General features: G+C 47.0%; 17 protein-coding genes. 7 read left to right on the plus strand and 10 right to left on the minus strand.

Translation table 11 applies throughout. The features are described from left to right. From H6F67_RS01745 to H6F67_RS01785, 9 genes are all read right to left on the minus strand, one after another. Entirely contained in the window at positions 1-2,157 is a 2,157-nt protein-coding gene (locus H6F67_RS01745) for a serine/threonine-protein kinase (protein ID WP_190762684.1), read from the minus strand. Continuing rightward, the gene (locus H6F67_RS01750) at positions 2,157-4,253 is read right to left on the minus strand and encodes an AAA family ATPase (protein WP_190762686.1); all 2,097 of its coding nucleotides are present in this window, start codon (positions 4,251-4,253) and stop codon (positions 2,157-2,159) included. The genes H6F67_RS01745 and H6F67_RS01750 overlap by 1 nt, the downstream gene beginning before the upstream one ends. A gap of 79 nt (positions 4,254-4,332) precedes the next feature. Next, positions 4,333-5,487 (minus strand): polysaccharide biosynthesis/export family protein, encoded by a 1,155-nt coding sequence (locus tag H6F67_RS01755; RefSeq protein WP_190762688.1) that lies wholly within the window; start codon positions 5,485-5,487, stop codon positions 4,333-4,335. A gap of 77 nt (positions 5,488-5,564) precedes the next feature. Continuing rightward, a complete protein-coding gene (locus H6F67_RS01760) occupies positions 5,565-6,455 on the minus strand; it encodes a hypothetical protein (protein WP_190762690.1) in 891 nt (296 codons plus the stop codon). Positions 6,456-6,485: 30 nt separating this feature from the next. After that, positions 6,486-7,403, minus strand: coding sequence for a hypothetical protein (locus H6F67_RS01765; protein ID WP_190762692.1), 918 nt, complete (start codon positions 7,401-7,403; stop codon positions 6,486-6,488). 35 nt (positions 7,404-7,438) lie between these two features. Continuing rightward, complete coding sequence (locus H6F67_RS01770) at positions 7,439-8,179, minus strand: hypothetical protein (RefSeq protein ID WP_190762694.1); 741 nt, start codon at positions 8,177-8,179, stop codon at positions 7,439-7,441. Between the two features lie 87 nt (positions 8,180-8,266). Then, complete coding sequence (locus H6F67_RS01775) at positions 8,267-9,151, minus strand: cysteine peptidase family C39 domain-containing protein (protein WP_190762696.1); 885 nt, start codon at positions 9,149-9,151, stop codon at positions 8,267-8,269. A gap of 42 nt (positions 9,152-9,193) precedes the next feature. Next, entirely contained in the window at positions 9,194-10,177 is a 984-nt protein-coding gene (locus tag H6F67_RS01780; RefSeq protein ID WP_190762697.1) for a hypothetical protein, read from the minus strand. Positions 10,178-10,206: 29 nt separating this feature from the next. Next, complete coding sequence (locus H6F67_RS01785) at positions 10,207-11,094, minus strand: hypothetical protein (protein ID WP_190762699.1); 888 nt, start codon at positions 11,092-11,094, stop codon at positions 10,207-10,209. Between H6F67_RS01785 and H6F67_RS01790 the strand changes: the two genes are divergently transcribed. The 3 genes from H6F67_RS01790 (at position 11,084) to H6F67_RS01800 (ending at position 13,248) form a co-directional block, all read left to right on the plus strand. Continuing rightward, a complete protein-coding gene (locus tag H6F67_RS01790) occupies positions 11,084-11,254 on the plus strand; it encodes a hypothetical protein (RefSeq protein ID WP_190762701.1) in 171 nt (56 codons plus the stop codon). The genes H6F67_RS01785 and H6F67_RS01790 overlap by 11 nt on opposite strands. A 259-nt stretch (positions 11,255-11,513) precedes the next feature. Continuing rightward, positions 11,514-11,819, plus strand: a complete 306-nt coding sequence (locus H6F67_RS01795; RefSeq protein ID WP_190762703.1) for a hypothetical protein — start codon at positions 11,514-11,516, stop codon at positions 11,817-11,819. A 64-nt stretch (positions 11,820-11,883) separates the two neighbouring features. Continuing rightward, positions 11,884-13,248: a CHAT domain-containing protein gene (locus H6F67_RS01800; protein ID WP_190762705.1), complete on the plus strand. Its 1,365-nt coding sequence runs from the start codon at positions 11,884-11,886 to the stop codon at positions 13,246-13,248. 37 nt (positions 13,249-13,285) lie between these two features. Here the strand turns inward: H6F67_RS01800 and H6F67_RS01805 are convergent, their stop codons facing one another. Next, positions 13,286-14,278: a hypothetical protein gene (locus tag H6F67_RS01805; RefSeq protein WP_190762707.1), complete on the minus strand. Its 993-nt coding sequence runs from the start codon at positions 14,276-14,278 to the stop codon at positions 13,286-13,288. A 261-nt stretch (positions 14,279-14,539) separates the two neighbouring features. On the opposite strand from H6F67_RS01805, the gene H6F67_RS01810 reads away from it, so the two are divergent. From H6F67_RS01810 to H6F67_RS01825, 4 genes are all read left to right on the plus strand, one after another. Next, positions 14,540-14,923: a glycosyltransferase gene (locus H6F67_RS01810; RefSeq protein ID WP_190762709.1), complete on the plus strand. Its 384-nt coding sequence runs from the start codon at positions 14,540-14,542 to the stop codon at positions 14,921-14,923. 358 nt (positions 14,924-15,281) lie between these two features. Next, the gene (locus H6F67_RS01815; RefSeq protein ID WP_190762711.1) at positions 15,282-17,165 is read left to right on the plus strand and encodes an ABC transporter substrate-binding protein; all 1,884 of its coding nucleotides are present in this window, start codon (positions 15,282-15,284) and stop codon (positions 17,163-17,165) included. Positions 17,166-17,332: 167 nt separating this feature from the next. Then, positions 17,333-21,046, plus strand: a complete 3,714-nt coding sequence (locus H6F67_RS01820; protein WP_190762713.1) for a hydantoinase B/oxoprolinase family protein — start codon at positions 17,333-17,335, stop codon at positions 21,044-21,046. A gap of 342 nt (positions 21,047-21,388) precedes the next feature. Continuing rightward, on the plus strand, positions 21,389-23,026 hold the full coding sequence (locus H6F67_RS01825; RefSeq protein WP_190762715.1) for an ABC transporter substrate-binding protein: 1,638 nt from the start codon (positions 21,389-21,391) through the stop codon (positions 23,024-23,026). Positions 23,027-23,056: the final 30 nt, after the last annotated feature.

Genomic DNA, 23,056 nt, shown 5'->3' on the forward strand with positions numbered 1-23,056 from the left:
CTATTTGATAATAGAGAAAATTGTTGTTTTGCCGTCGCGAGTACCTACAGCCAGTCGATTTCCATCAGGGCTAAAGGCTAAAGCCGTAATTTCAGCAGTGGAGTTAGAAAGTACTCCAATTAACTGACCTGTCTGCCAATTCCACAGTTTAACCGCGCCATAAATTCCACCCGCAGCAACGATATTACTATTGGGATGAGGGGCGATCGCCGTCACTCTGCCTAATTCCGCTTGAATGACAGGTCGTTCATATTCTTGAAGCGTATGCAAATTCCAGACGCGAATTGTATCATCATCACTACCCGTTAAAAGTATCGTTTCGCTGGCATTCATCACAGCAGCATTGATTGCTTTGGTATGGGCATGAAAAAGTTGAGTTCGATCGAACTCAAAATGCACTACTTTGAGTTCACCAGTAGCATTGCCCGCTGCTAAAATTGAGCCATCTGTACTAAGCGTTATTGATCGAACAGGTTCAGTTTTCTCAGGAGCAAGTTCAAATGTTTCAGCTAGCTTTAGCTCTGTCGGAAATGCGTTCCACCGCTGTAAAGTATTTAGTCCTCCTGTGACTAAACTTGACCGATCGCCTCCTACTGCTAGCGACCAAACTAATTGTTCGGTTGTGGTTCGTTGAACTCGCTGCTTCGTTTTGGGATTCCAAATTTCAATCGATCGATCGGCAGTTGCAAAAGCTAGTATCTCTTGCTGACTATGGGCAACAGCTAAAACCTCGCTTGAGGTTTTAACTAATTGTTGAGCGGTTTGAGTTTGCAAATCATAGAGTTGTATTAAGCCTAATTCACTTGCAGAGATTAAGCTTTGTCCCTGTGCGGTGAACTTTAAGAATTGGATTAATGACGTGTCGCTTTGTAACTGTGCTACTGCTTGAAATTTCAGTAGAGTTTGAGCTTCCTGAATTGATGCGGTAGAAAGAGGAGTTGCGGATTGAGTTGAGCTAGCCTTAAAGTAAAAAAAGTAAAGCGAAACAGAACCGATCGCAACACAAAAAGTACTCAATAATAAAGCTGCCGAATATTTTACAAGTGTTGCTTTGACAACTGCTGCTGCATCTCGGATTTGAGACTCTGGATTTTTATGATTCAAGCATTGAGTTAGTTCACGCCCTAGCTCTTTTGGGTCAATCTGCAAAAGCTGTGGCTGGACAGATTGACGCCGTGAATTCGCTGCGCTCCGTCCAAGATTTTGTGTTTTGTCTCCTATGGGTTGTTTCAATACTGAGTCGAGGCTCAACTGAGTAGGTGTATACTTCAGATTTGCGGAATCTGCATCAAAACAGCTAATCAGTGTAGGAGTGTACCCGTTCGATCGAACAGACTCGTGATTAATTTTAAGTTGGTTCAGATCGGCTATAGCTGCATTTGCACTTTGATACCGCTGCCGAACATCAACATACACGAGTTGATTCAAAAGCGATCGAAGCTCATCACTGATTGCTAATTCCTCTAGCTTCTGGATTGCCCTCTTACCATCTTCACTGCCTTGAGCAAAGGATACAGGTTTTTCACCTAGCAGCATTTCAATACAGGTCATTCCTAGAGCATAAAGATCGCTGTTCTCTTCAGCATGGCCTGCAAGCTGTTCTGGAGGTGTGTAGCCGTAGCTGTGAATAATGGTAGGTGATGTGTGTGTTTGAGTAGGTTGCGATCGCAATTTCACTGCGCCAAAGTCAATTAAAAATGGTTTTTGATCAGTCGATCGCAAGATAACGTTTTCAGGTTTGATATCTCGATGAATAATTCCTTGCTGATGGATAAATGCTAGAACTGGCAGCATCAAGCGGAGAAACTTAACGATTTGTTGTTCGTTCCACAAACTATGATGTTGAAACTCTCTTAGCGTTTCTCCTTCAATGTATTCTTGTACCAGGTATAGAACTCCATCTGCTTCAAAGTAGTCAAGAATCTGGGGAATCTGGGGATGATGGCCGATTTGCCGAAGCACTTTTGCTTCTCGCTCGAATAGCTCTTTCGCAACTTTGAGCAGCGTAAGATCATCGCTTTGTGGCTTAAATTGCTTCAGAATGCAAGTAGGCTTTTCAGCAAGCGTTAAAGCCTGAGCCAGATAGATTGTACTGAATGATCCGGCATTTAACAAACTGTTAATTTTATATCGATCGAGAAGTAGATCATTCATCATCACAGCGACACCAAAGGAGCGTATTTTGCTGGGTTGGCAACGTCATTCACCACGATTCCTAAAAGCTTGACAGACTTAGATTCTGCTATTTTTTCAATCACAATCTCTAGTTTTTTACGTTCGCTGTAGCCTAGCCGAGTAACGAGAACCAATCCATCTGTAAACGATTCCATTCGCAAAACATCGCTGAAATACAATGTGTTCGCGTCAAGAACGACAAAATCAAAATCCTCGCGTATCTGCTTGAATAAATACTGATCTGCAAACTCTATTTCAGCTGCTGGCTTTGCAGCGCTGAAATTCGGCAAAACAAACAGATTGCTAATTTGAGAGACGGATTGAATCTGTTCAAGTACAGATACTTCATCTGACATGGACACCATTTTGTCTGGATGCGCGTCAATTCCTAATGCATTTGTCTGAGGAGTATGCGAATCGGTTTGAATGAGCAGCGTTTTTTTGCCTGCTCTAGCAGCCGCGATCGCCAAATTGCAAGCGCTCACTGTTTTTCCTTCACCTTGTCGAATACTGGATAGCATCACAACTTTGGGCGATCGATCTTGGTTTTGATTAAAGATGCATCTGTAAAACAACTCGTATGATTCCAAGACGAATGAATTGGCCTCAATCGAAATCGGAACTGAGCTTTTGCGGTTACGAACTGAAGGCAAAATTCCCAGCAGCGGAACGCGCTTTTGCAGAATAGTTTCGACCTCTTCAGGCATGAAAATTCGGTCAAGCGCTAAATCAATCAGCAGCACAGTTGCTCCAGCGACGAGCAGTCCTAGCCCGCCGCCCAACAACAGAATAAATGGACGGCTCCAGAGCCAATTTGTGATGGCTTTGACTTGCGGTGCACCTTCACTGACCCAGTTGCTTTTCGTTTCGGCCTGCTGCAATGTTGCCGCCGCCAAATCCTTTTCTACTTGCTCAAAGGCTTCACGGTTGCGAGCAACGTCGTTCGTCAGCTTTTCCAGTTCCAGCCTCAGCGCTGTGCCGTCGCTGTAGTTTCGTCGCAGTTCCGGTTCCGATCGCCCTAAAATTGTGAGTTCGCGCGTCAGGCGATCGCGCTGAGCTTTCAAGCCGACGAGTCGATTCGCGAGTTCTTGCCGCGCCTGATCGAGGTTGAGCGCCCGCCAATGTTGCATGGTTGATTGACTCATTGGAATGGCGCGGCCATGCCCGACAATTTCTTGAATCCGCTGCTGTAAGCGAGTTTCATAGAGCGATTGCTGGTGCTGCAAGGCAACCATTTCAGGATGGCGCGGCTGCAATTCACGCTCTTGTTCTTGCTGCTGCAACGCTAATTCATCCACTTTGGTCGCGAGCGTCGTGACGGTTGCATCGGCGCTAATTGCTGCTGCCAGATACGCCTGCTCAGGATTCATCTGAAGCTGATTTTGCAAACTTGTCATCTCCGCCTCAGTGCCTTCTAGCGCCCGATCGAGTTCGCGCTGCTGCTGCTGAATCGTCGTGATCGCCGAAACCAAACTGCCATCAACGGCTTGCTGAATCGCAGGTTTTTCGCGGCGGCTAAATTCCCTTAGTTTCTCTTCCGCCACCCGCAAATCGTCCCGCAGTCGATCGCGCCGCTGCTCTAGCAGTTGCACTGCTGACTCCAACTCCTGCCGCTGCTCGGTCAAGTCTTGCTCAGCGATCGCTTCGGTAAACGCCACCACGACCGCCTCCGATCGATTGGCATCGGCATCTTGAAACTGCACCGTCCAGCGATCGCCCGCTTCGGAAACTGGCCGCAGCGTTAAATTTTGCCGAATCGTTTGCGGCGAGAGCGAATAGCGATTCACCTGTAGCCCCGTCGCCATTCGATCGAGCAGCGTATCAGTCAGCTCTGGCGATTCAGGAGTTGGCTCGGGTGTGTCCTCATCCGATGCTTCGGCCTCACGGGTAGCAGGCTCGGCTACCGAGACCGATCGATCGAGCAGCAATTTTTGTGCGACATACAGCGTCTGCACATCCGGTCGTGTTGCTGCAATTCCACCTGCAACGGCCATAATGCAGGCAAACCCTGTTAATCCTGCCCAACCGTAGCGTTTCCAGGCGGCGAGATAGCGTTGAATCGATCGTTTGACTTTCATAATGCACCGTTTCAGAAGGTGGAATACTGCTGATGGGTAGACCAATAACCTTTCATTAAAGGTGAAAGGTTACTGATAACTACTGCTGTTCTTCATCTGCACCTGTTACAGTGTTAATTCCCTCGCGAGCCGTGTCGAAAAACATCAAGAATCCTAATGCATCGCGGAACGGCTGTGTCAGTCGAGTTAAGAAATGATTGAACTGCGCCATTCCATTACGGTTAATCACAATTACATCGTTGTGTTGCAGCGGCGGATTCTGTGAAGTATCGCCGCTTAAAGCATCTCTAGCGTCTAATTCGATCGCCACTGCTCGATTTGTTGCCGGATCAAATCGAATCAAATTCACTCGCCGCAAATTGGTATCGTTTAAGTTTGGTTTAATCGATGTCAGAGCATCAAGAAAATCGCTACCGTTCGGCAACCGCAGTCGGTTCACACCGCTGGAATAGTCCAACACGCGAATCGTCATTTCGCGCTGCGAAACATTCATATCGGCAACCTGAGTGCGATCGTAATTTTGTGCAGTGTTTGGTGCAAGCGCGGCAATGGTAATCACATCACCATCCACCAGTCGCAAATCAGGCAGTTCATTCCCCTCAATTAGCGGCGTGTAAAGATCAAATTGCTGCTGTTGCAAAGTTGAATCGCTGATTCGACGCTGTACCTGAACCGATCGCAAATCTGCCAGATGTGTTGTTCCACCCGCCTCCGTCAGCGCAACAGGAAGTCGCGGATCTTGCAGCGCATAAAATCCCGGTGTAATCACTTCACCTGAAACCATGACGCGCACGGGTCGAGCCGTCGCTAACGTGACGCTCACCTGGGGATTCACCAAATATTCAGCCAATTGCTGCTGCAAGATTTCCTGCGCTTGCGTCAGCGTTAATCCTTTGAATGACACAATTCCTAATAGCGGCACTGTGATATTTCCCTGCCAATCGATCGTTGCGCTGAAGCTAAGATCCCGACTGCGAGGATTGATATTGACCGCGATCGCATCTCCCGCATCGAGTCGATAGGTCGTAAACTCGACAGGCGGTGCAGCGGCATCGATCGACTCTGAAGGAGGACTTAATAAATCCTGCACGCGCAAGTAGGAATCCTCGGTATTCTCTACTTCCTGACTCAGTGCTGCTGCCGCACCAATCCACAGCAATACTATTAATGTTGACACTGAAAAACTGATGAATCGATAATGCGATCGCCACCGATCGATCGTGCCGCTGACCATAGCAAATCTCCTCCGTTTCAATCGACGACGGATAGGAAGCGTGAAAAAGAAATTTAGAGCTTGGAAGCGATCGCCTGCTAAAACTTTGCAAGCGCTTCACCTGCGTCTGAGAGCAATTGCACAGCTGTCCTGCTGCTTTCGGTTGTTAGCTCAGTTCCGTCTACCACAGTGCGGCCTGCTTCAGTCACGCTAGAGCCTGCCGTTTCGATCGCGCTGACGAGTTTTCCCATCACTTCTTCTAGCGTTTGAGCATGAGTTTCTAGCTGAGTGAAGCAGCTTTCTTGCCCCTGCTGCACTTGATCGAGTAAGCCTTGCATCGACTCTCTAATGCCATCTCCCATTGCCTGAATTTGCTCATCAAAGTGGGCAATCATTTCGTCAAAATGCGTTCCAATTCCATCCGTACTATTGGTAATTTCCGGCGCAACTTGCTCTGATAAATAGCCTGCTAGTGATTCAACCTGCTGATTTAATTCGGCCTGAAATCCTTGCAAATCACCGCTCACTGTTTGCAGTTCTTGCATTGTTTGTGTCACAGCCTGCTCTAATTCAGCACCAATTTCTTTTTCTTGCAAATTGCTCAAGATATCCTCAGCCGCCTGCAAATCTGCTTCAAATTCCGGTGTTGACTGAGCTAAGTAATCATCGAGTGCCGCGATCGCTCCCTTCGCTTCTTCCAATTCCTGCACTAATTCCTGCTGAGCCGTGTCAATTTTTTGCTTAAGTTGCGCGATCGCTTGCTCTGCGCCTTCCGCTTCTGCCGTTATTTCACTCTTGCTGCTGTTGATGCTTTCCAAAAGCGATTGTGCCTGCTCATTCAAGCTTGTCCAAGCCCCTTCAATCTGTTGCTGTAAATCATTGACTTCTGTTTTTGCCGTTTGTAGTTGCTCATGTGTTTGATCCACTTCATCGAGCAAAGTTGAAAGCTTGCTTGTTGTTTCTGCCGCTGCACTTTGAAAATCTGCCATTTGTCCTCCTGTAAATTAGTTCAATCTCAGCTATGCCCAGGGAAGCGCAAACTTTTCAGCCGCCTCACGAGCCGCTTCAATGCCTTGGTTGAGCGGTTCAACTAGCTCTTGCAGTTCATCAAATTGACCGTCTAATTCATCTCGTCCTGAAGCCAATTCACCCGATACGTCCGACAAATCATCACTCAATCCTCGAATCGCTTCGACCACTGGCTCGATCGCTGCTTCCAAGGTCGATCGCGTTGTCTCCGTTTCCTGCCGCGCTGTTTCTAATAAACCGTCTAACTGCGTTTGCACCGCTTCATTTTGGATGTCATCAAGCTGCGATTCCAATGCCTCTAAATCCGTGAAAGTATCAATGACTTCTTGAACCTTTCCATCGATTTCTTGCTGTACATCACTCAGCACCGTACTCAGTTCACTGACTTCAGTAGTCACCGTTGTTTTAGCGGTTTCCAATTCTTGCTGAACTGCCTGAACTTCCTGCGCGATCGCATCCACTACCCCATCCAACTGCTCTTGTCCCGCCTCGATGCGACTCTGCGCCTGCTCCAGCATGGCGATCGCTCCTTGCCCCGCCGTATTTAACTCACCCTGCCCCGTCTCCAAACTTTCTCGAAACTCAATCAGTTTGCCTTGCACCTCTTGAAGTTCCGTTTCTAACTCATCCTGTGCTGCCGAAACTTCACTTTTCAATGAGTCAAATTCGCCATCCAATTCACTCACTTCTTCAGCCAAACTCGTTCTACGTTCTGATAGCTCGGTCTGCAATTCTTCCAGGGCTGTTTCAATTTGGCTGAGCAGATCGGTGGCGCGATCGCCCATCTCATCCAAGTACGTTTCCAACCCATCTACCCCTTCTTGAACCGCCGCCAATTCCTGAACCAAAAGATTCAATTTCTCCGGCACTTCAGTTGCCATTTGTTCCAATGAAGCTGTGTCAGTCATAAATTTAGTTTCCTTGTGTAAGGATAGGGCGGTTTTTAGATTTTGATCTCAGCTATAAGAAGCGCTTCTCCCATTTCTCTCGTTAAAGAGATTGATTTGAGATTGGTTAAAGCAACTGAGAAAGGCTCAACAGTAGATTCACAAAGAACTCCTTCAAGCTCAGCAAATTCTTGATACAGGTAAGGTGGCTCACCTGAGCAATAGGTATCTTCTGAAAGTCGATCGTCCAAAGAGCGAGGATCAGTGATCAAGATTGAGTTATGAACATTTTCAAAATCATCTTGATGAGGAGCAATATACGCAGTGTCCGCAGTAGTTACCAGAAAGCCTCTGATTCTGGTTGAGCTACCGATAAGAACCTCTGAGTTTCTTAACACGTCAGAAACCTCCAAGATCGATACTTCAGCACTCTTTTCTAGCTGGCTTGCTGCCTCTCCCTTCTTGAGAGCATGAAATGTTGCTTTCTGTCTCAGAAGAGTAACTGCCTCAATTTCTAATAGTGAAGCAGGAAATTCATCTGATACAGAACCAGATAGTACTCCACGAACTTTGGCAGAATCCGCGTATATAGCTGAACCACCTATCAAACCAGGCGCTATTTCTTCCAGACTTTCCAACAAATTCGTCTGAACAAGTATCGACTTATTAGTGTCTTCGGAGGTATTCTCGTCAGGAGCAATATAGCTAATATTGCTTGTAACAATTAGAAAACCCTCGATCGTTACTGATGAGCCAGCCAAATCTTCAACTTTAGTCAACACTTCATCCACATCCATCACTTCTTCTCCTTGTTTTATAGACACAGCATGGCCATAGGTTTAAAAGCTTTATTTTAACTTTTATGTTTAGCCCTTTAACATCTTTTACCTGGATACAATAGCTCGACCTGTAAATCTTTGGGCAAACTCATCCGCAGGAGTAAAATACTGCCTTCCACCAGCAGGATCTCTAATAGCGACAACTCTCACTCCTTGACGTTCCGTCACACCATCAACGACCACAGCATGATCACCACGATCTAACTTCATATGGGCTATTGCAGGATTTCCCTGAGCTGTCCTCTGCGCCAGCCCATCTACCGATAATCTTTGTTCAAGACGTACATTAGCCCCGTTAGCATTCATAGCGCTCTTTAAATCTTTCATCTGAGTTCCGCGCTGAGTAGTCCCTGCTTGTTGCGCTAGTCGGTTAATATCAACGTGCCGATTAGAGGTAGCAAGCACCATAGCCGCAGAAACAGGTCCGCAGGTTGGGGCACTACCCTGGTCAAAAACAGGACGATCTCCAGATCTCGTCAAACTAGTACTTGCAGGATTTCTAAATTCTAAACCTCCTCGCCGAAAGGCACTGCTAGCATCTCCAACCCTGGCTGCATCCCCAGCCATGTCGCCAACTCTAGCAACATCCATTGCAGCGTTTGCACCCTTAGCTGCTAGCTTGGCTGCCGCAGCAGCATCACCTACTAAAGGAACCGCAGCGGCAGCCGATAAACCAGCCATCGCGTAGTTTCCTTCGGCAGCGTACAAAGCGGCATTGGCTAAATCTGCCACTACACCAACACCGGGAATGAAGCCTGCGAAATCGAGGGCAGTGTGAGCGATCGCACTGATGTCGATACCCTCGTCGGGAGGTGGGGGAGGAGGTTCAGGGGGTTCATACCTGTCACGAGCTTCTGCTAGTAGGTCGCTAGCTCTTTGGTGATCGCCCCTTGCTGCATCAATTCGAGCAATTAAATCTGCTGCGCTCATGAGATGTACCTTTCAGGTGTTAGATGAAAATGAACGATCGCGCTAAGCCATCAGTTCTTGAACGGATTGATCGAGGGCGATCGCCACATTGCCAGCAATCACAACATCCTGCACCAGCGGTTCAAGCTCTTGCACAATCTTTTCGCCCGTTTCAAACAGCGATTTGGTTTCATTCACTTCGTCCATCAGCGTCTCTGCTGCCTCGCTTTCAACGTCATTGACTGCATCCTCGATTTTGCTTGCGAGTTCGTTTTCGCAGTCTTCCGTCAAATCAGAAATGACTTCCGAAACATCTCGTTCATATTCATCCGCTAAGCCTTCAACCTCCCCGCTAAATGTTTCAAAATAGTCTCGCAAACTGCCTTCTGCCTGATCAGCCGTCGTTTGAATTTCACCGACCTGTGTTTCTCGAAGATCTTCGCTGAACTCGGTGAACTCAGTTTCGATCGTTTCACGATGCTCATCCGTCAAGTCAGTAATCAACTCATCCACACCGCTGTCAAGTTCAGAAAGCGGCTCAACCTGCTGCTGAAATTCTGCAAAGGCTTGATCGATCGCTTCAAACGCCTGCTGTGTGCCTTCGATCGACTGCGACATTCCTTCATCAAGCTGACTAACAGTATCGGTAAGCTGATTGAGAACTTGCTGTACTGCTTCCACTTCGCCTTCAAATTCAGGAATCGCGCTTTCTACGGCTTGAAACTCAGTTTGAATCTCTTCGATCGCACTCGTTGCTTCATCTAAGCTTCCATTCGCTTCTTCGATCGCCTGCTGCAATTCTTCCAATTCTTGCGTAATTTCTGATTCAGCTCCTTCGAGCTTATCTTCAGCTTCCTCCAAGTTTTGCTCTAACGTCTCCAAATGCGCGTCAATTTCATTGCCTTGGCTCAATGCATCGGCTTGAGATTCCAGTTGCGAACAAGCATCGTGGAGCTGGGTATTTGCTTGCTCTAGCACACCCGATAGCTGCTGCAAACTCTCAACGCTTTGCTCAGTATTCTGACTAAGTTCTGCCACTTCTGCCATGACTCATTCTCTCTATTTTGTGTAATTTATTAAGCCAACTGTTCTTCCACAGCGTCTAAAATTGGCATGACTTCCTGAAGAATTGCGATCGCATCTCCAGCCTGATCGATCGCCTCACCAAACTTGTCGTTCATGCGCTCGCAATCATCCGTTCCCGTTTCACCTACCGACGCGATCGCAGTTGCCAAATTCTCAGCCGCCGTCGTAATTTCACCACCAATTTCATTAAATTTCTGCTGAACAGCAGTGGCGGCTTCGTTGGCTGCTGTTGTTAGCGCCGTGTCAATCTGGCTAAGCTGCGTACTGCTTTCTTGCACTAGATAATCAAAATCTTGCTGTAAGGTTTGCAGCTTTTCGCCGACCAATTGAGAGAGCGAGGTAAATTCTTCCATCAAGGTTGTTCTGCGGCTGTCAAATTCAGTTTTGGCAGTTTCGATCGAGGTTCCCAACTCCTCAACACCCTGAACTGACTCATCTTCTAAACCATCAACAGCAGACTCAAATTCCTGTACTTGTTGTGTTAAGCCTTCAAGTTCAGGCTGAACCTCTCCAACTTGAGATTCAATTTCAGTTAGCGCTTCTTCTGCACGAGTTTTCAACTCTCCAATTTGAGTATGTATCTGACTCACAAACTGGTCGAGTTGCCCTTCTAACTCTTCAACTTTTTGCCGTAGCTCACCCAAACTTTGCAAGCCTGTTTGCAGTTCTGTATCTATCTTTTGGTTCAGTTCGGTAAACTGCCCACCTAGCGACTCAAATTTTGATAGAACGCTTTGTTCTTTCTCGGCTACATTTTCAATCAAATCAGTAGCAAGCTGCTCTAACTGATTGACCTCGCTCAATGCTTGTTCGCTTTCTTGAGAGAGGGACTGCATCCGTTCGATGTTTTCGTCTAGTAAGGCATTAATGTCTGACATTAAATTCACCCAAGCAAAATTGAGCTTTCCACAAAGGTCTCTCAGCGGCGCGATCGATTCTACGCAGCCAAACGATAATCTTTACAGAACTTTACAGAATTACTTTGGAGCGGCGATCGATGTGGTTTTAAGCGAACACGGTTGGCGATCGCTAACCTAGAGCGTCTGAACTAAAAGCCGTTTCACTACCCCAAAGGTAAATTTATTTAACAGGATTAGGCGGCTTGCGTAGAAAGGCTGGCTCTAATTGGAGACATGGATAGAAGCTCAAGGAAGCGGCTTTAACTTCTGTCGAGCTGGAGTACTTAATTTACTTTAAGCAGTACATAGCAAAGCTTTTGATATTTCTGGAGGTGATTCCTGAAGCGGAAAACAGCACTGTATAGAAAGTAACTAATTCATTTTCGCTAAACCTTTTTATGGTTGCAGCAAAGCAGGTTTCTTTGCTGCAACTGCCTCTACCAAACCTGTTGAAGCATGAATATTACGCACTCGGTGAAGTTCGCGCTCGTACTGCTATTAGCAAAATTAGGAGATGTAAAATGCACATTCAACCGATCGGACTTCTAGGCTATCAGCTTTATCGTCTCGGCTGGCAAAATAGTTTACATCAACATTTGCCAAAGTCTCAGCACTGGCTTCTCAGCATTTTTCTTTATTATCGTCGAGGTTTTGCAGAGGCTTCTTTATGGATAGAAGAATACAAGTTTGAGCGAAAGCTGTAGAGCAATAGCGTATGCTAAAAGATAAAATTCATTTCAACTACTTCTACCTTTAACTCAGCAGCGAATGAAATATTTCTTTCGATCGAATCTGCTTTTTGCCCTCGCAATTGTTTTTGTCGTTTTGCTTTCGCTGCCGTTGAGCGGGCAAACGCAAACGATTCCGCGCCCACTTTCTAGTTTGAGAGTGAATCCCGAACAGCTAGAAGCTGCGATCGATCGAGGCGATCTTGCAGATGCGGTGCTACAGCTTGAACAAGGTTGGAAAGTGCAGCTTGACGAGTACTACTTGAGAGTGGTGAATACGCAACTGCTGTCCACTGATCAAATTGCTCAGAGCTTAAGGCAAAGTGATGAGCTAAGCGGAAAGCGATCGGCATTGGTGTACGCAATTTCCCTTGCTGAGCAGCTAGAAGTGATTCTACTTTTGCCAGATGGACAACTAATTCATCATCGAGAGCAGGCCGCAACGCTAGAAGCTATTGTCGAAACAACAAATGAATTGTGGGCAGGTTTTGCGGATAGAAGATCAGCACCTCAAGAATATCTGCCTGCCGCGCAGCAGCTTTATCGGTGGATGATTGCCCCTCTAGAATCAGAACTTCAAAATCAACAAATTGACAACTTAATTTTTTGCTTGGGTGCAGGGCTGCGGAGTGTACCAATGGCGGCTCTTCATGACGGAAATCAGTTTTTAATTGAAAAATATAGCACCAGCCTGATTCCTGCCTTCAATTTGCTCGATCGCCGTCCAACTCGCTTATCTGAATTGCGAGTTTTAGCAATGGGAGCTTCAGAATTTGAGCGTGAAACTCCGCTGCCTGCCGTTCCGCTGGAGCTTGCAGCGATCGCTCGACTTTGGCAGGCTGAAGTGTTTTTAAATGAGCAGTTTACAGTCGCAAAACTAAGAGAGCAGCGATCGACTTATCCATTCGGAATTGTTCATCTTGCTACTCACGCCGCCTTCAATTCTCGATCGATCATTAACTCTTACATCCAGTTTTGGGATCGCCCGTTACTGTTGACTCATCTGCGAGAATTACAGCTACTGCAACCCGTCGTGCAACTCCTGGTCTTAAGCGCCTGTCGCACTGCCTTGGGAGATGCCAGTGCTGAATTAGGCTTTGCTGGGCTTGCTGTACAGTCTGGTGCCAAGGCAGCTTTAGCAAGCTTATGGTCAGTTTCAGATGCATCGAGCGCTATTCTAATGATTGATTTCTACCAAAACTTGAAAACAGTTTCATCGAAAGCAGAAGCGTTGCGACAAACACAAATAGCAATGCTGCAAGGTCAGCTCAATCTTGACAATTCATTCATTCAACAAACTATTCGGGATTTGCCAACACCACCTAACTTTATGAACCTGGAGAATGAGAACTTGTTGCACCCCTTTTACTGGGCAGGCTTCACGATGATTGGCAATCCTTGGTAGCAAAGCTCTTGAGAAAAAGCTGAAGCCCATTAACTGCTTATTCTGGAAAGACTTGGGATGAAAACATTCCCCATAAAGCATCGTAGTAAGGAGTAAAGTAGGCTGCTTGTTGCGAATCAAGACGTTTGCAGATCTCAACTTCTAAAAGGTGAATGAGTTGTCGCACAAGTTCCCAACGCACGTTTAAGCGAGGATAAAGCATCACACAAAGCGGAAATAGCTCTTGCTGAATCGCGCTGATGTTGTTTTCCAACACGCACACCCACAGATAAACTTGAAACATTTCAACATCTCGGATGCTAGAGATTTGAACATGCTCGTCATTCAAGTATCCGCTGTGCGATCGATAGCTCGGATTTAGGTTCAGCACTCGTGCAACGATATTGGCAGCAATTTCACTGCATAAGGGCACAAGGTGGCGAACCGCCTGCAACTGTGGGGCATGATAGTCCTGTTGGGCAGCAGCTTGATAGGCTCGTTGCAGCGGCATATACAGATGATCATCAATGACTTTGAAATACTGGCCGAGCAGCGATCGCTCAGTCGGCGGAGTCAAGTCAAGCAGCATTTGTTCGCTGTAGTGAAACTGCATGCTGACAAACCCGATCATCCTGGGATCGTCTGCCGTGTATTTGTGGCGAATCTGTCCAAGTTCTGAAGCAATCAGCGTGGAAAGTTTCGGTGGAGCAGTTTGCTGAGCATAAGCAGTGAGCGCAATCTCGTAAATCTGATGAGCGTCTTTCGCGATCGCCCAAGGATCAATCAGGCGGCCATCGATTTGATGCCGAACCATTTCTTGAGCAAGCAGCGTTTCTGTCTTTGCCCACGCCTGAGCGCTCGTCGATCGCAACGATTGCATGAGTGTTTTGGCAATTTCAGCAGCAATTTGACTGTGGCTGAGGGCAGCCGCGATGTCGTCTTGCTCAGCCAACTTCTGTAAATACTTTTTTGCCCAAGCTTCTGAGAACGTTTGGCTGGCAGCCTCCGTTTGTGCTTCTGCTCTCAGCGGTGAGGGGTTCGCGGCTTCCATACACCCGTTCCATGCTCGATGAATGAGCAATTCGCAGCATTTCCGGTAATTGCTCGTATGTATTTTTGACAATAGAGAAAAGTATGATCTTGCTGAAACCGTGAAATCACTGAGCACTTTTGTGATCAGTGTACTGGCAGTCTTGCCAGAGCTATGATTTTGTTGACTTTGCTTCTTGCCTAATTGAGATGACTCGATCGAAGATTGCAATCTTATCGATTGGTTCAACGGGAGACCTCTATCCGTTGTGTGCTTTGGCTTATGATTGCAGCAAGTCGGGCATCAAGTCCGAGTCGCAACCAATCCTATCCTCATGATTGGCTGTTTTCTAAAGTAAAAGCGGTTGTGCATCATGGTGGGTCAGGCACAACAACGGCAGTTTGTCGAGCGGGTCTACCTTCTGTAGTCGTTCCCTATTTTGCGGATCAGTTAGGCTGGGGTAAACGCTTGCATCAGTTAGGCGTTAGCCCGAAACCCATTCCCAGAAAGCAGTCAACCGCTGAGTCTTTTGGGGCTGCAATTGCGATCACGACCAGCAACTCAGTGATGCAGCAGCAAGCTGCTCAGCTTGGTGTAAAAATTAGAGGCGAAAACGGTGTAGAGCAAGCAGTTGCGATCGTTGAGCAATATTTACAGAGTAATTGAAGTCATCATTGGTGCTGAAGTTTAACTATGTGTGCAAAGCCCAAAAAGATGGTGATGAAATGAGTCATTACTCACATAGTAAAAGGCTCAAATCTTTTTTCTTTGTAAGAATAACTAATATATCAAGTTAGTGTTAGCCAGATAAAGCTCCACGAAGCACCACAAGTTCTGGAATGCAAAAGATGGATGTCTTTGACGATGCTTGTAAGTTCTTTCTCTTACAGCTATAAGTACAAAACAAGCGTTTATTAGGATATTGTTTTACATGGGAGGTACGTAAACCAAGCATTAACCATTGGCGAAATGTATGTACATAACGATGGAACGTTAAACACGATATTTGGTGTTCAAACAACAAATGACGATTCAGAGTTATCAGCAAATCGGTTATCAGCAGATTGTTGAACATTTAGGCGTTGATATTGAGCTTTTCTTTCAACACCTAGAAACAGGTTCAACTCGCCAACTTCTATCAGAGCGCGACAAAGAAATGATTTGTCGGTTTTTGCGAGGATATCGTCGTAGGCAAATTGCGGGTGCAATTAACTTGTGCGATGCAGAGGTCGGAAATCGGCTTTCTAACATTGTTTATCCTAGAATTGCTCAATTGATGCAAGTTGAACAAGCTGAGATCGCGAACAATTGGACGCTAGTTCTAAATTTTTTGCTAAATCCTACAAATGGTTACAGGCTTCACCCTGCTCCTCAATTAAATAGCGATAATTTTCAGGGCAGTTTTGGACGGCAGGTTTTTCTATATCCTTCTCATCAAGGAATTGTCCAAGGCCAGATTAAAGCAATTCAACGGTATCAGCAAGGTTGTTATTATCAAGCCCTACTGTTCTTTGTAAAAGCGTGGAACGAAGAGAAACAGCTTTATGGAAAAGGCAATCCGGAAATTTGCATTTATATCAACAACTGCTTAATTGAATTTCAAACAGCGTTTTTACAACGACGAGGTGTTCAAATCTACACCCTAGCTGTCGTTGTACCATTTCATCACAATCAAGGTGCGATCGCCACAGAAATCCTGCGGGGAGTTGCCCAAATTCAGTCGCTGGTGAATTTCCAACACTTTGATACTGCTGAGTTAGAGGCAGAGTTTTTTCCGTCGAGTCAGAGCAACAAACAAAGCCAATCTTTGTTTTCTATTTTGGGTCAGAGCGATCGCATCAGTTCTGAAAAGGTTGCGCTCCGCATCATGGTAGTGAATGATCCAAATAATGTTTATGCTCCGTATAATCAAACGGCTGAAAAGTTAGCGAACTTAGCCAAGGAGATTAATCTCGCTGCTGTGATTGGACATTACTCCAGTGAAATGACTCAAACGGCATTGAACTTTTACACGGAGAAAGGAATTATTTTAGTAAACGCATCCAGTACTTCTGATCAACTCTCGAATTTAGACGATAGTATTGGATTTTTTAGAATTACGACTCAAGATCAAGTTAACGCCGCTCAGCTTGTTGAATACTTAGCTCAAACGCTGGTAGAACATCAGTCTAGAACAGTTGCGATTGTCTGCAACGAAAACAGTAGTTATAGTTGTTCATATCGCGATGCTGTTAAAGAGAGTTTGATGCGCTATTGCGATCGATTCAAAATTCATTCTGAATATGGACAGCTTGGCGGCGATGTCCGGAATTTTCAGATTTACTTAAATACAATTCAAGGCAATGTAGACATTATCATCCTGGTTCCTGATGGTGGGATTGAGCCAAATTCTCTTAGCAATACGGGTCTGATCAGTCGATTAAATCTCGATCGGTGTGTTGTTGCTGGCTCTGCAACGTTCTATCAGGAAAATGTATTGCACTGGATGCAGGAACGCTGCCAACAGAAGTTAACAGATTCTAACCAGAGCCAGCTTATTGCTTGTATTCCTTGGCATTGGGATAGTGAGCAGAACGGAGCGAAAAGTTCTAACACTCTATCTCAAGTATTCTGCAAAATCGGCGCTTTACTGTGGGGAGAAGAGCAGTTAACCTGGCGCAGTGCAACTGCCTTTGATGCCGTCTTGGTGATTCTCAAGGCCTTAGAAAGGCATTCAGACAAGGAAGAATTGATTGTTGAAATGCGAAGATTCTTCAAAGTTAAAAGAAAAGCTGTAGAAGGCGTGACGGGTAAGATTCAATTTTCTGAAAATGGCGATCGCCTCTTTCCACCAGCAGAAATTGTCCAAGTTGCTCAAAATGACGCATCGGCAACTTGGAAGTGGAAACATCTAAAATCGATGACCTAGCGATCGAGGCAAGACAATTCTACAGACAAGAACAGTGCTACAGAATTGAATCACTGATAAATGTCTAAAATTTGCTTATATCTATCAGTGGAATTAGACCGAGTTCTACTGCTTAATAGAAACAAGAAGTTATCGATCGCATTTGTATTTTATTTGCTGAGGAAATCATGTTAAAAGTGTTTGCAGATCGAGGCGGAACATTTACTGATTTAGTGGTTGTTACCGATGATGCAGCGATCGTCGATCGACTGTCTCAAATGCCTGAGCGGTTCCAAATTACGGCAGTGGCTGATCAGCAGTGGGTGATCATCTACAAGTTACTTTCAGAGCAGCCCGAACAATATCAAGATGCCGTAATCCAAGGCATTCGAGACATTTTGGGGCTAACGAGCGATCAACCAATTCCCGTCGGAGCGGTTGAAGTGGTGAAAATGGGAACGACCGTTGCGACCAATGCGCTGCTAGAGCGCAAAGGCGATCGCACCGTTTTACTCATCACGCAAGGCTTTCGCGATGCGCTCTCGATCGGCTATCAAAACCGTCCAAATATCTTTGCCCGCCACATCGTTTTACCAGAGCGGGTGTATGAACAAGTCATCGAAGTTGAAGAACGTTATACCGCGCAAGGCGAAGAAATTCTGCCGATTTCGCCACAGGAAGAAATGCGGCTTGCTACAGCCTTGCAGGAGGCATATCGCCAAGGAATTCGAGCTTGTGCGATCGCATTTCTGCATGGCTATCGCTACCCCCAACACGAACAGCAAGTCGCTGAGATTGCTCGCAAGGTTGGCTTTACACAAGTTTCGGTATCTCACGAAGTTAGCCCGTTGATGAAGCTGATCCGTCGCGGCGAAACAACGGTCGTTGATGCCTATCTTTCTCCGATTTTGAGGCGCTATGTGGATCAAGTTGGAGCCGCCTTAAAGCAACAGGAAACGACGACCAAGCTGGAGTTCATGAAATCTGATGGTGGTTTGACTCAGGCCGATCGATTTCAAGGCAAAGACAGCATTCTTTCAGGTCCCGCAGGCGGCATTGTCGGAGCGGTTAAAACCAGTGTTGCAGCCGGATTCGATCGCATCATCGGCTTTGATATGGGCGGCACTTCAACCGATGTGTCTCACTTCAACGGCGAGTATGAGCGCACGTTTGAAACGCAAGTTGCCGGCGTGCGGCTGTGTGCGCCGATGATGTCGATTCATACGGTTGCGGCGGGCGGTGGATCGATTCTCAGATTTGACGGGTCGCGCTATCGAGTCGGGCCTGAATCTGCCGGAGCGCATCCGGGACCTGCTTGCTACCGCAAAGGCGGACCGTTAACCGTGACCGATTGCAATGTGCGCTTGGGCAAGATTCAGCCGGATTTTTTTCCGCAGGTGTTTGGAGTTGAAGGCAATCTGCCGATCGATCGCACGATCGTCGATCAAAAATTCGCCGCACTCACCGCAGAAATTCGAGCGAAAACCGCAGATACTCGCACTCAGGAGCAAGTAGCAGCGGGATTTCTCGACATTGCGATCGACACGATGGCGAATGCGATCAAAAAGATTTCCGTACAGCGCGGCTATGACGTGACTGAATACACGCTCTGCTGCTTTGGTGGCGCGGGCGGACAACATGCCTGTTTGATCGCTGAAGCGTTGGGCATGACCCAGATTTTGATTCACCCATTTGCCAGCGTGTTATCGGCCTACGGCATTGGCTTGGCGGATGTCCGGACGCTGAAAGAAAAAGCGATCGAAGCACCACTGACGGCAGGAGAAATTCCGGCACTGAAGCAAACCCTCGCTCAATTAAGCCGAGAAAGTCGAGCAGAAATTGCCGCTCAAGACATTCCAGACGATCGCATCGAAGTTCTGCTTAAAGCACGTCTGCGTTATGCGGGAACAGATTCGGCTTTGACGGTTGCTTTTGATCATGCAGAAGCAATGCGGCTTCAGTTCGAGGAGATTTATCAGCAGCGCTACGGATTTTCAATGCCCGATAAAGGCTTAATCGTGGAGGCGGTTTCAGTTGAAGCAATCGCCCCCGCAACGCCAATCATAGAACCTCGCCTTTCGCTTGAAAGAACTGAATCAATTCGATCGATTGCAACCGTTCAAATCTACACCAAAGGCGATTGGCACGAAACGCCGATCTATCGCCGCCAAGATCTAAAACCTGGCGATCGCATCCTGGGAGCCGCCTTGATTCTAGAACCCACTGGAACCAATGTGATCGAACCCGGATGGTGTGCCGAACTCACCGAACAAAACGATTTGATTTTGAGCAAAACGGATGATGTGACCGAGGCATCAACCACAGCGTTACCGACTGTCACGACTCCAGATCCGGTGCTATTGGAGATTTTTAATAATCTGGTGCGGGCGATCGCTGAGGAAATGGGAATCACCCTGCAAAACACTAGCTACTCGGTCAACATCAAAGAACGGCTGGATTTCTCCTGTGCCATCTTTGATTCATCCGGGCAATTAGTCGCGAATGCGCCACATATTCCCGTTCATTTAGGCTCGATGAGCGAAAGCGTGAACAGCTTGATTCGAGCCAGAGGCACAACGCTCAAACCCGGAGATGCTTTTGCCTCGAACAATCCCTACAACGGCGGTACACATTTACCGGATATTACCGTGATCACTCCGGTTTTTGTGTCTGGTGATGCTCCGATGTTTTATGTCGCGTCACGCGGACATCATGCGGATATCGGGGGGATCACACCGGGTTCAATGCCGCCACACAGCACCTCGATCGATCAAGAAGGCATTTTGCTCGACAATGTGCAAATCGTGGATCAAGGACGCTTTCAAGAAGCAGAACTACTAGAACTGTTGGCCGCAGGAAAGTACCCGGTTCGCAATCCGGTGCAGAATTTAGCCGATCTGCAAGCGCAAATTGCAGCCAATGAACGCGGTGTGCAAGAACTGCACCGCATGGTTGAACACTATGGACTCGGCACTGTGCAGGCTTACATGCAGCACGTTCAAAACAATGCCGAAGAATCGGTACGACGAGTCATTGATGTGCTAAAACCGGGCAGCTTCAACTATGCAATGGACGACAGCAGCGAGATTTGCGTCAGTGTTTCGATCGATCGCCACGCCCGTTCTGCCTGCATCGATTTTTCAGGCACTTCTCCTCAGCAACCCACGAACTTTAATGCGCCTTTAGCCATCTGCAAAGCGGTTGTTCTCTACGTCTTTCGGACGCTAGTTGACGATGATATTCCGCTAAATGCAGGCTGTCTCAAACCCTTAGAAATTATTGTTCCTGAAGGCTGTTTGCTCAATCCGCGTTTTCCTGCTGCTGTGGTTGCGGGCAATGTGGAAACCTCGCAAGCGATCGCGAATGCCCTCTACGGTGCGCTCGGCGTGATGGCAGCTTCTCAAGGCACAATGAACAATTTCACCTTCGGCAACAAGCAACATCAGTATTACGAAACAATTTGCGGCGGATCGGGCGCAGGTGCAACTTTTGATGGTACTGATGCCGTGCAAACGCACATGACCAACTCCCGGCTAACCGATCCGGAAGTGTTGGAGTGGCGATTTCCGGTTTTTGTGCAAGAATTCGCCATTCGATCGAACAGTGGCGGCACAGGAAAGCATCAAGGCGGCAATGGTGCAATTCGCCGCATCCAGTTTCGCGAACCGATGACTGCCGCAATTTTGTCGGGTCATCGCATCGTGCCGCCGTTTGGCTTAGCAGGTGGTGAACCAGGCGCAACCGGACAAAATTCGATCGAGCGGCAAGATGGCAGCGTCGATCGGCTCGATGGTAAAGCAGAAGTTTCCATGCAGCCAGGGGATGTGTTTGTGATTGAAACGCCCGGAGGCGGCGGATTTGGCGCGGCTTTGCTATCAAGTGACAGTCAACTTGGCGGGTGACGATCGCCCCCAGCCCTTCTACACCAAGCAATCCTAGCTGTCGCCACAGCTAGGATTGCTGTCATCTAACAGTTGATAAACGACAGATTTGAAACTTTGCTTGAAAATTATTCAACTTTGCTGTACAAATTGATTTTCGTCTATACGTTGCAGCCTAATGCGTTTTGCAATTATTGAGCTTTCAACTTGTGTAAAAACGCTAAATGTCCTGGATTTCACTGCTTACTTCGATTTGTAAAAAAGATCGATTTCGCAGTTGATGATAGTGAAGTTTTGTTGCAGATAGATTGTTGGAATCAATGAGAAATATCAATTTATTCACCGTTGAGGACGAGAGCACTTATGATTTGGAAACTGTTTGAACGTCGAGTGGGAAAAAGAACGCTACAGTTGCTTAGCTGTGCGATCGCAACCGCGCTGCTAGTGATTGCCTGTACAGGTCAATCGCCGAATACATCAACCTCCTCTGAGGCAACTTCTCCTGCCGCTCAAGATGGCGGAACGCTGGTTTGGGCACGCTATGGTGATGCGGATTCGCTTGATCCACACCGCACCACGACAACGCTTTCATGGCAGATGTTTGACCAGATTTACGATACGCTACTGGCGTTTGATAGCAGCGGGAAAATTGTACCGAACTTGGCGAAAGAATGGCGCATTAGCGAAGACGGTAAACAGGCGACGTTTGTGTTGAATTCAAACATTAAATGTCACGATGGGTCGGTGTTTGATGCAAATGATGTTAAGTACACGGCAGAGCGGGCGATCGATCCGCAAAACCCTAGCGTCACCAAGGGAGCATGGGGGCCAATTTCCTCAGTTGAGGTGACGGATCCACAAACCGTGCAGTTTAATTTTTCCGCTCCATTTGGCGCGTTTTCTTCGTTCATGGCCGATCCGTTTGCCAGCATGATTTGCGATAGCAATAAGGATTTAGGCACTCAGTTTGGTGTTTCAAAAGCGATTGGAACTGGCCCTTGGAAACTTGTCAGTTGGACTAAGGGCGATCAAATCGAATTAGAAAGAAATGCCGACTATCAGCGGTTTGGTCGCCCCGTCGAGAATACGGGTGCGCCCTATCTTGAAAAACTGGTTGTGCGGCAGATTCCCGAAGCACAGGCGCGGCTTGCAGGTCTGCAAACAGGCGAACTTCAGCTCATTGTCAATCCGCCTCTAGATGATTTGGATTCAGTCCGCAACGACAACAGTTTAGAACTGCATGTTGCTGAAAATACTGGACAAAACTTCTTTCTAGAGTTCACAATTTCTCGTCCGCCATTCAACGATATTCGTGCCCGTCAAGCGGTTGCTCATGCGATCGATGTCGATAGCGCCCTCCAAACGGCCTTTGGTGATGGCTTAGTACAGCGCGAGAAATGTCCGATTAGTCGCGGCGTCTTTGGTAACGATCAAGAGTTTTGTAACAAATTCAGCTACGAACACAATCCCGATAAAGCGCGGCAGTTGCTATCTGAACTTGGCTATAGTTCAGACAAGCCAATGGAGGTCACTTTGATGACTTCAACGGGCGATAATCGTGAAAAGATGGTGCAGATTTTCCAAAGTCAACTGGCTCAAGTTGGCATTAACGCCAAGCTCGAAACAATGGATATTGGTTCACTCAATGCGCGAGTGAAGCAGGAGAACGAAAAAACAACGGGCACGAGTACATTTGACATGATGGATTGGGCTTGGTTTGACCCGGATATTCTCTATCAGCTTTGGCATTCTCCCGGTGCATACAGTGGCTATCAAAGCAAAGAACTCGATGCGCTGCTCGAAAAAACGCGGACAACGGTGAATCCAGAACAGCGCAAGCAGGCTGTGAATGCAGCAATGGAATATCTGCTGAAAAATGCAGTTCACGTGCCGCTCTACACGCCCGGTTCACTTTGGGTTTATGCCACGCGCAAAGAGGTGCAGGGCTACAAGATTGGCCCGTTCAATCGGCCTGTATTCAATGATGTGAAGCTCCAATAATCGATCGACTGGGGGTTATCGATTAGATAG

Origin of the sequence: Microcoleus sp. FACHB-1515 (assembly GCF_014696105.1) — a bacterium.
Lineage (GTDB): Bacteria > Cyanobacteriota > Cyanobacteriia > Elainellales > Elainellaceae > JAAUTJ01.

Excerpts from the sequence above, each read along its gene's own strand:
- H6F67_RS01745 (WP_190762684.1), bottom strand. The coding sequence starts at position 2,157 with ATGATGAATGATCTACTTCTCGATCGATATAAAATTAACAGTTTGTTA.
- H6F67_RS01750 (WP_190762686.1), bottom strand. The coding sequence starts at position 4,253 with ATGAAAGTCAAACGATCGATTCAACGCTATCTCGCCGCCTGGAAACGC.
- H6F67_RS01755 (WP_190762688.1), bottom strand. The coding sequence starts at position 5,487 with ATGGTCAGCGGCACGATCGATCGGTGGCGATCGCATTATCGATTCATC.
- H6F67_RS01760 (WP_190762690.1), bottom strand. The coding sequence starts at position 6,455 with ATGGCAGATTTTCAAAGTGCAGCGGCAGAAACAACAAGCAAGCTTTCA.
- H6F67_RS01765 (WP_190762692.1), bottom strand. The coding sequence starts at position 7,403 with ATGACTGACACAGCTTCATTGGAACAAATGGCAACTGAAGTGCCGGAG.
- H6F67_RS01770 (WP_190762694.1), bottom strand. The coding sequence starts at position 8,179 with ATGGATGTGGATGAAGTGTTGACTAAAGTTGAAGATTTGGCTGGCTCA.
- H6F67_RS01775 (WP_190762696.1), bottom strand. The coding sequence starts at position 9,151 with ATGAGCGCAGCAGATTTAATTGCTCGAATTGATGCAGCAAGGGGCGAT.
- H6F67_RS01780 (WP_190762697.1), bottom strand. The coding sequence starts at position 10,177 with ATGGCAGAAGTGGCAGAACTTAGTCAGAATACTGAGCAAAGCGTTGAG.
- H6F67_RS01790 (WP_190762701.1), top strand. The coding sequence starts at position 11,084 with ATGTCTGACATTAAATTCACCCAAGCAAAATTGAGCTTTCCACAAAGG.
- H6F67_RS01785 (WP_190762699.1), bottom strand. The coding sequence starts at position 11,094 with ATGTCAGACATTAATGCCTTACTAGACGAAAACATCGAACGGATGCAG.
- H6F67_RS01795 (WP_190762703.1), top strand. The coding sequence starts at position 11,514 with ATGGTTGCAGCAAAGCAGGTTTCTTTGCTGCAACTGCCTCTACCAAAC.
- H6F67_RS01800 (WP_190762705.1), top strand. The coding sequence starts at position 11,884 with ATGAAATATTTCTTTCGATCGAATCTGCTTTTTGCCCTCGCAATTGTT.
- H6F67_RS01805 (WP_190762707.1), bottom strand. The coding sequence starts at position 14,278 with ATGGAAGCCGCGAACCCCTCACCGCTGAGAGCAGAAGCACAAACGGAG.
- H6F67_RS01810 (WP_190762709.1), top strand. The coding sequence starts at position 14,540 with ATGATTGCAGCAAGTCGGGCATCAAGTCCGAGTCGCAACCAATCCTAT.
- H6F67_RS01815 (WP_190762711.1), top strand. The coding sequence starts at position 15,282 with ATGACGATTCAGAGTTATCAGCAAATCGGTTATCAGCAGATTGTTGAA.
- H6F67_RS01820 (WP_190762713.1), top strand. The coding sequence starts at position 17,333 with ATGTTAAAAGTGTTTGCAGATCGAGGCGGAACATTTACTGATTTAGTG.
- H6F67_RS01825 (WP_190762715.1), top strand. The coding sequence starts at position 21,389 with ATGATTTGGAAACTGTTTGAACGTCGAGTGGGAAAAAGAACGCTACAG.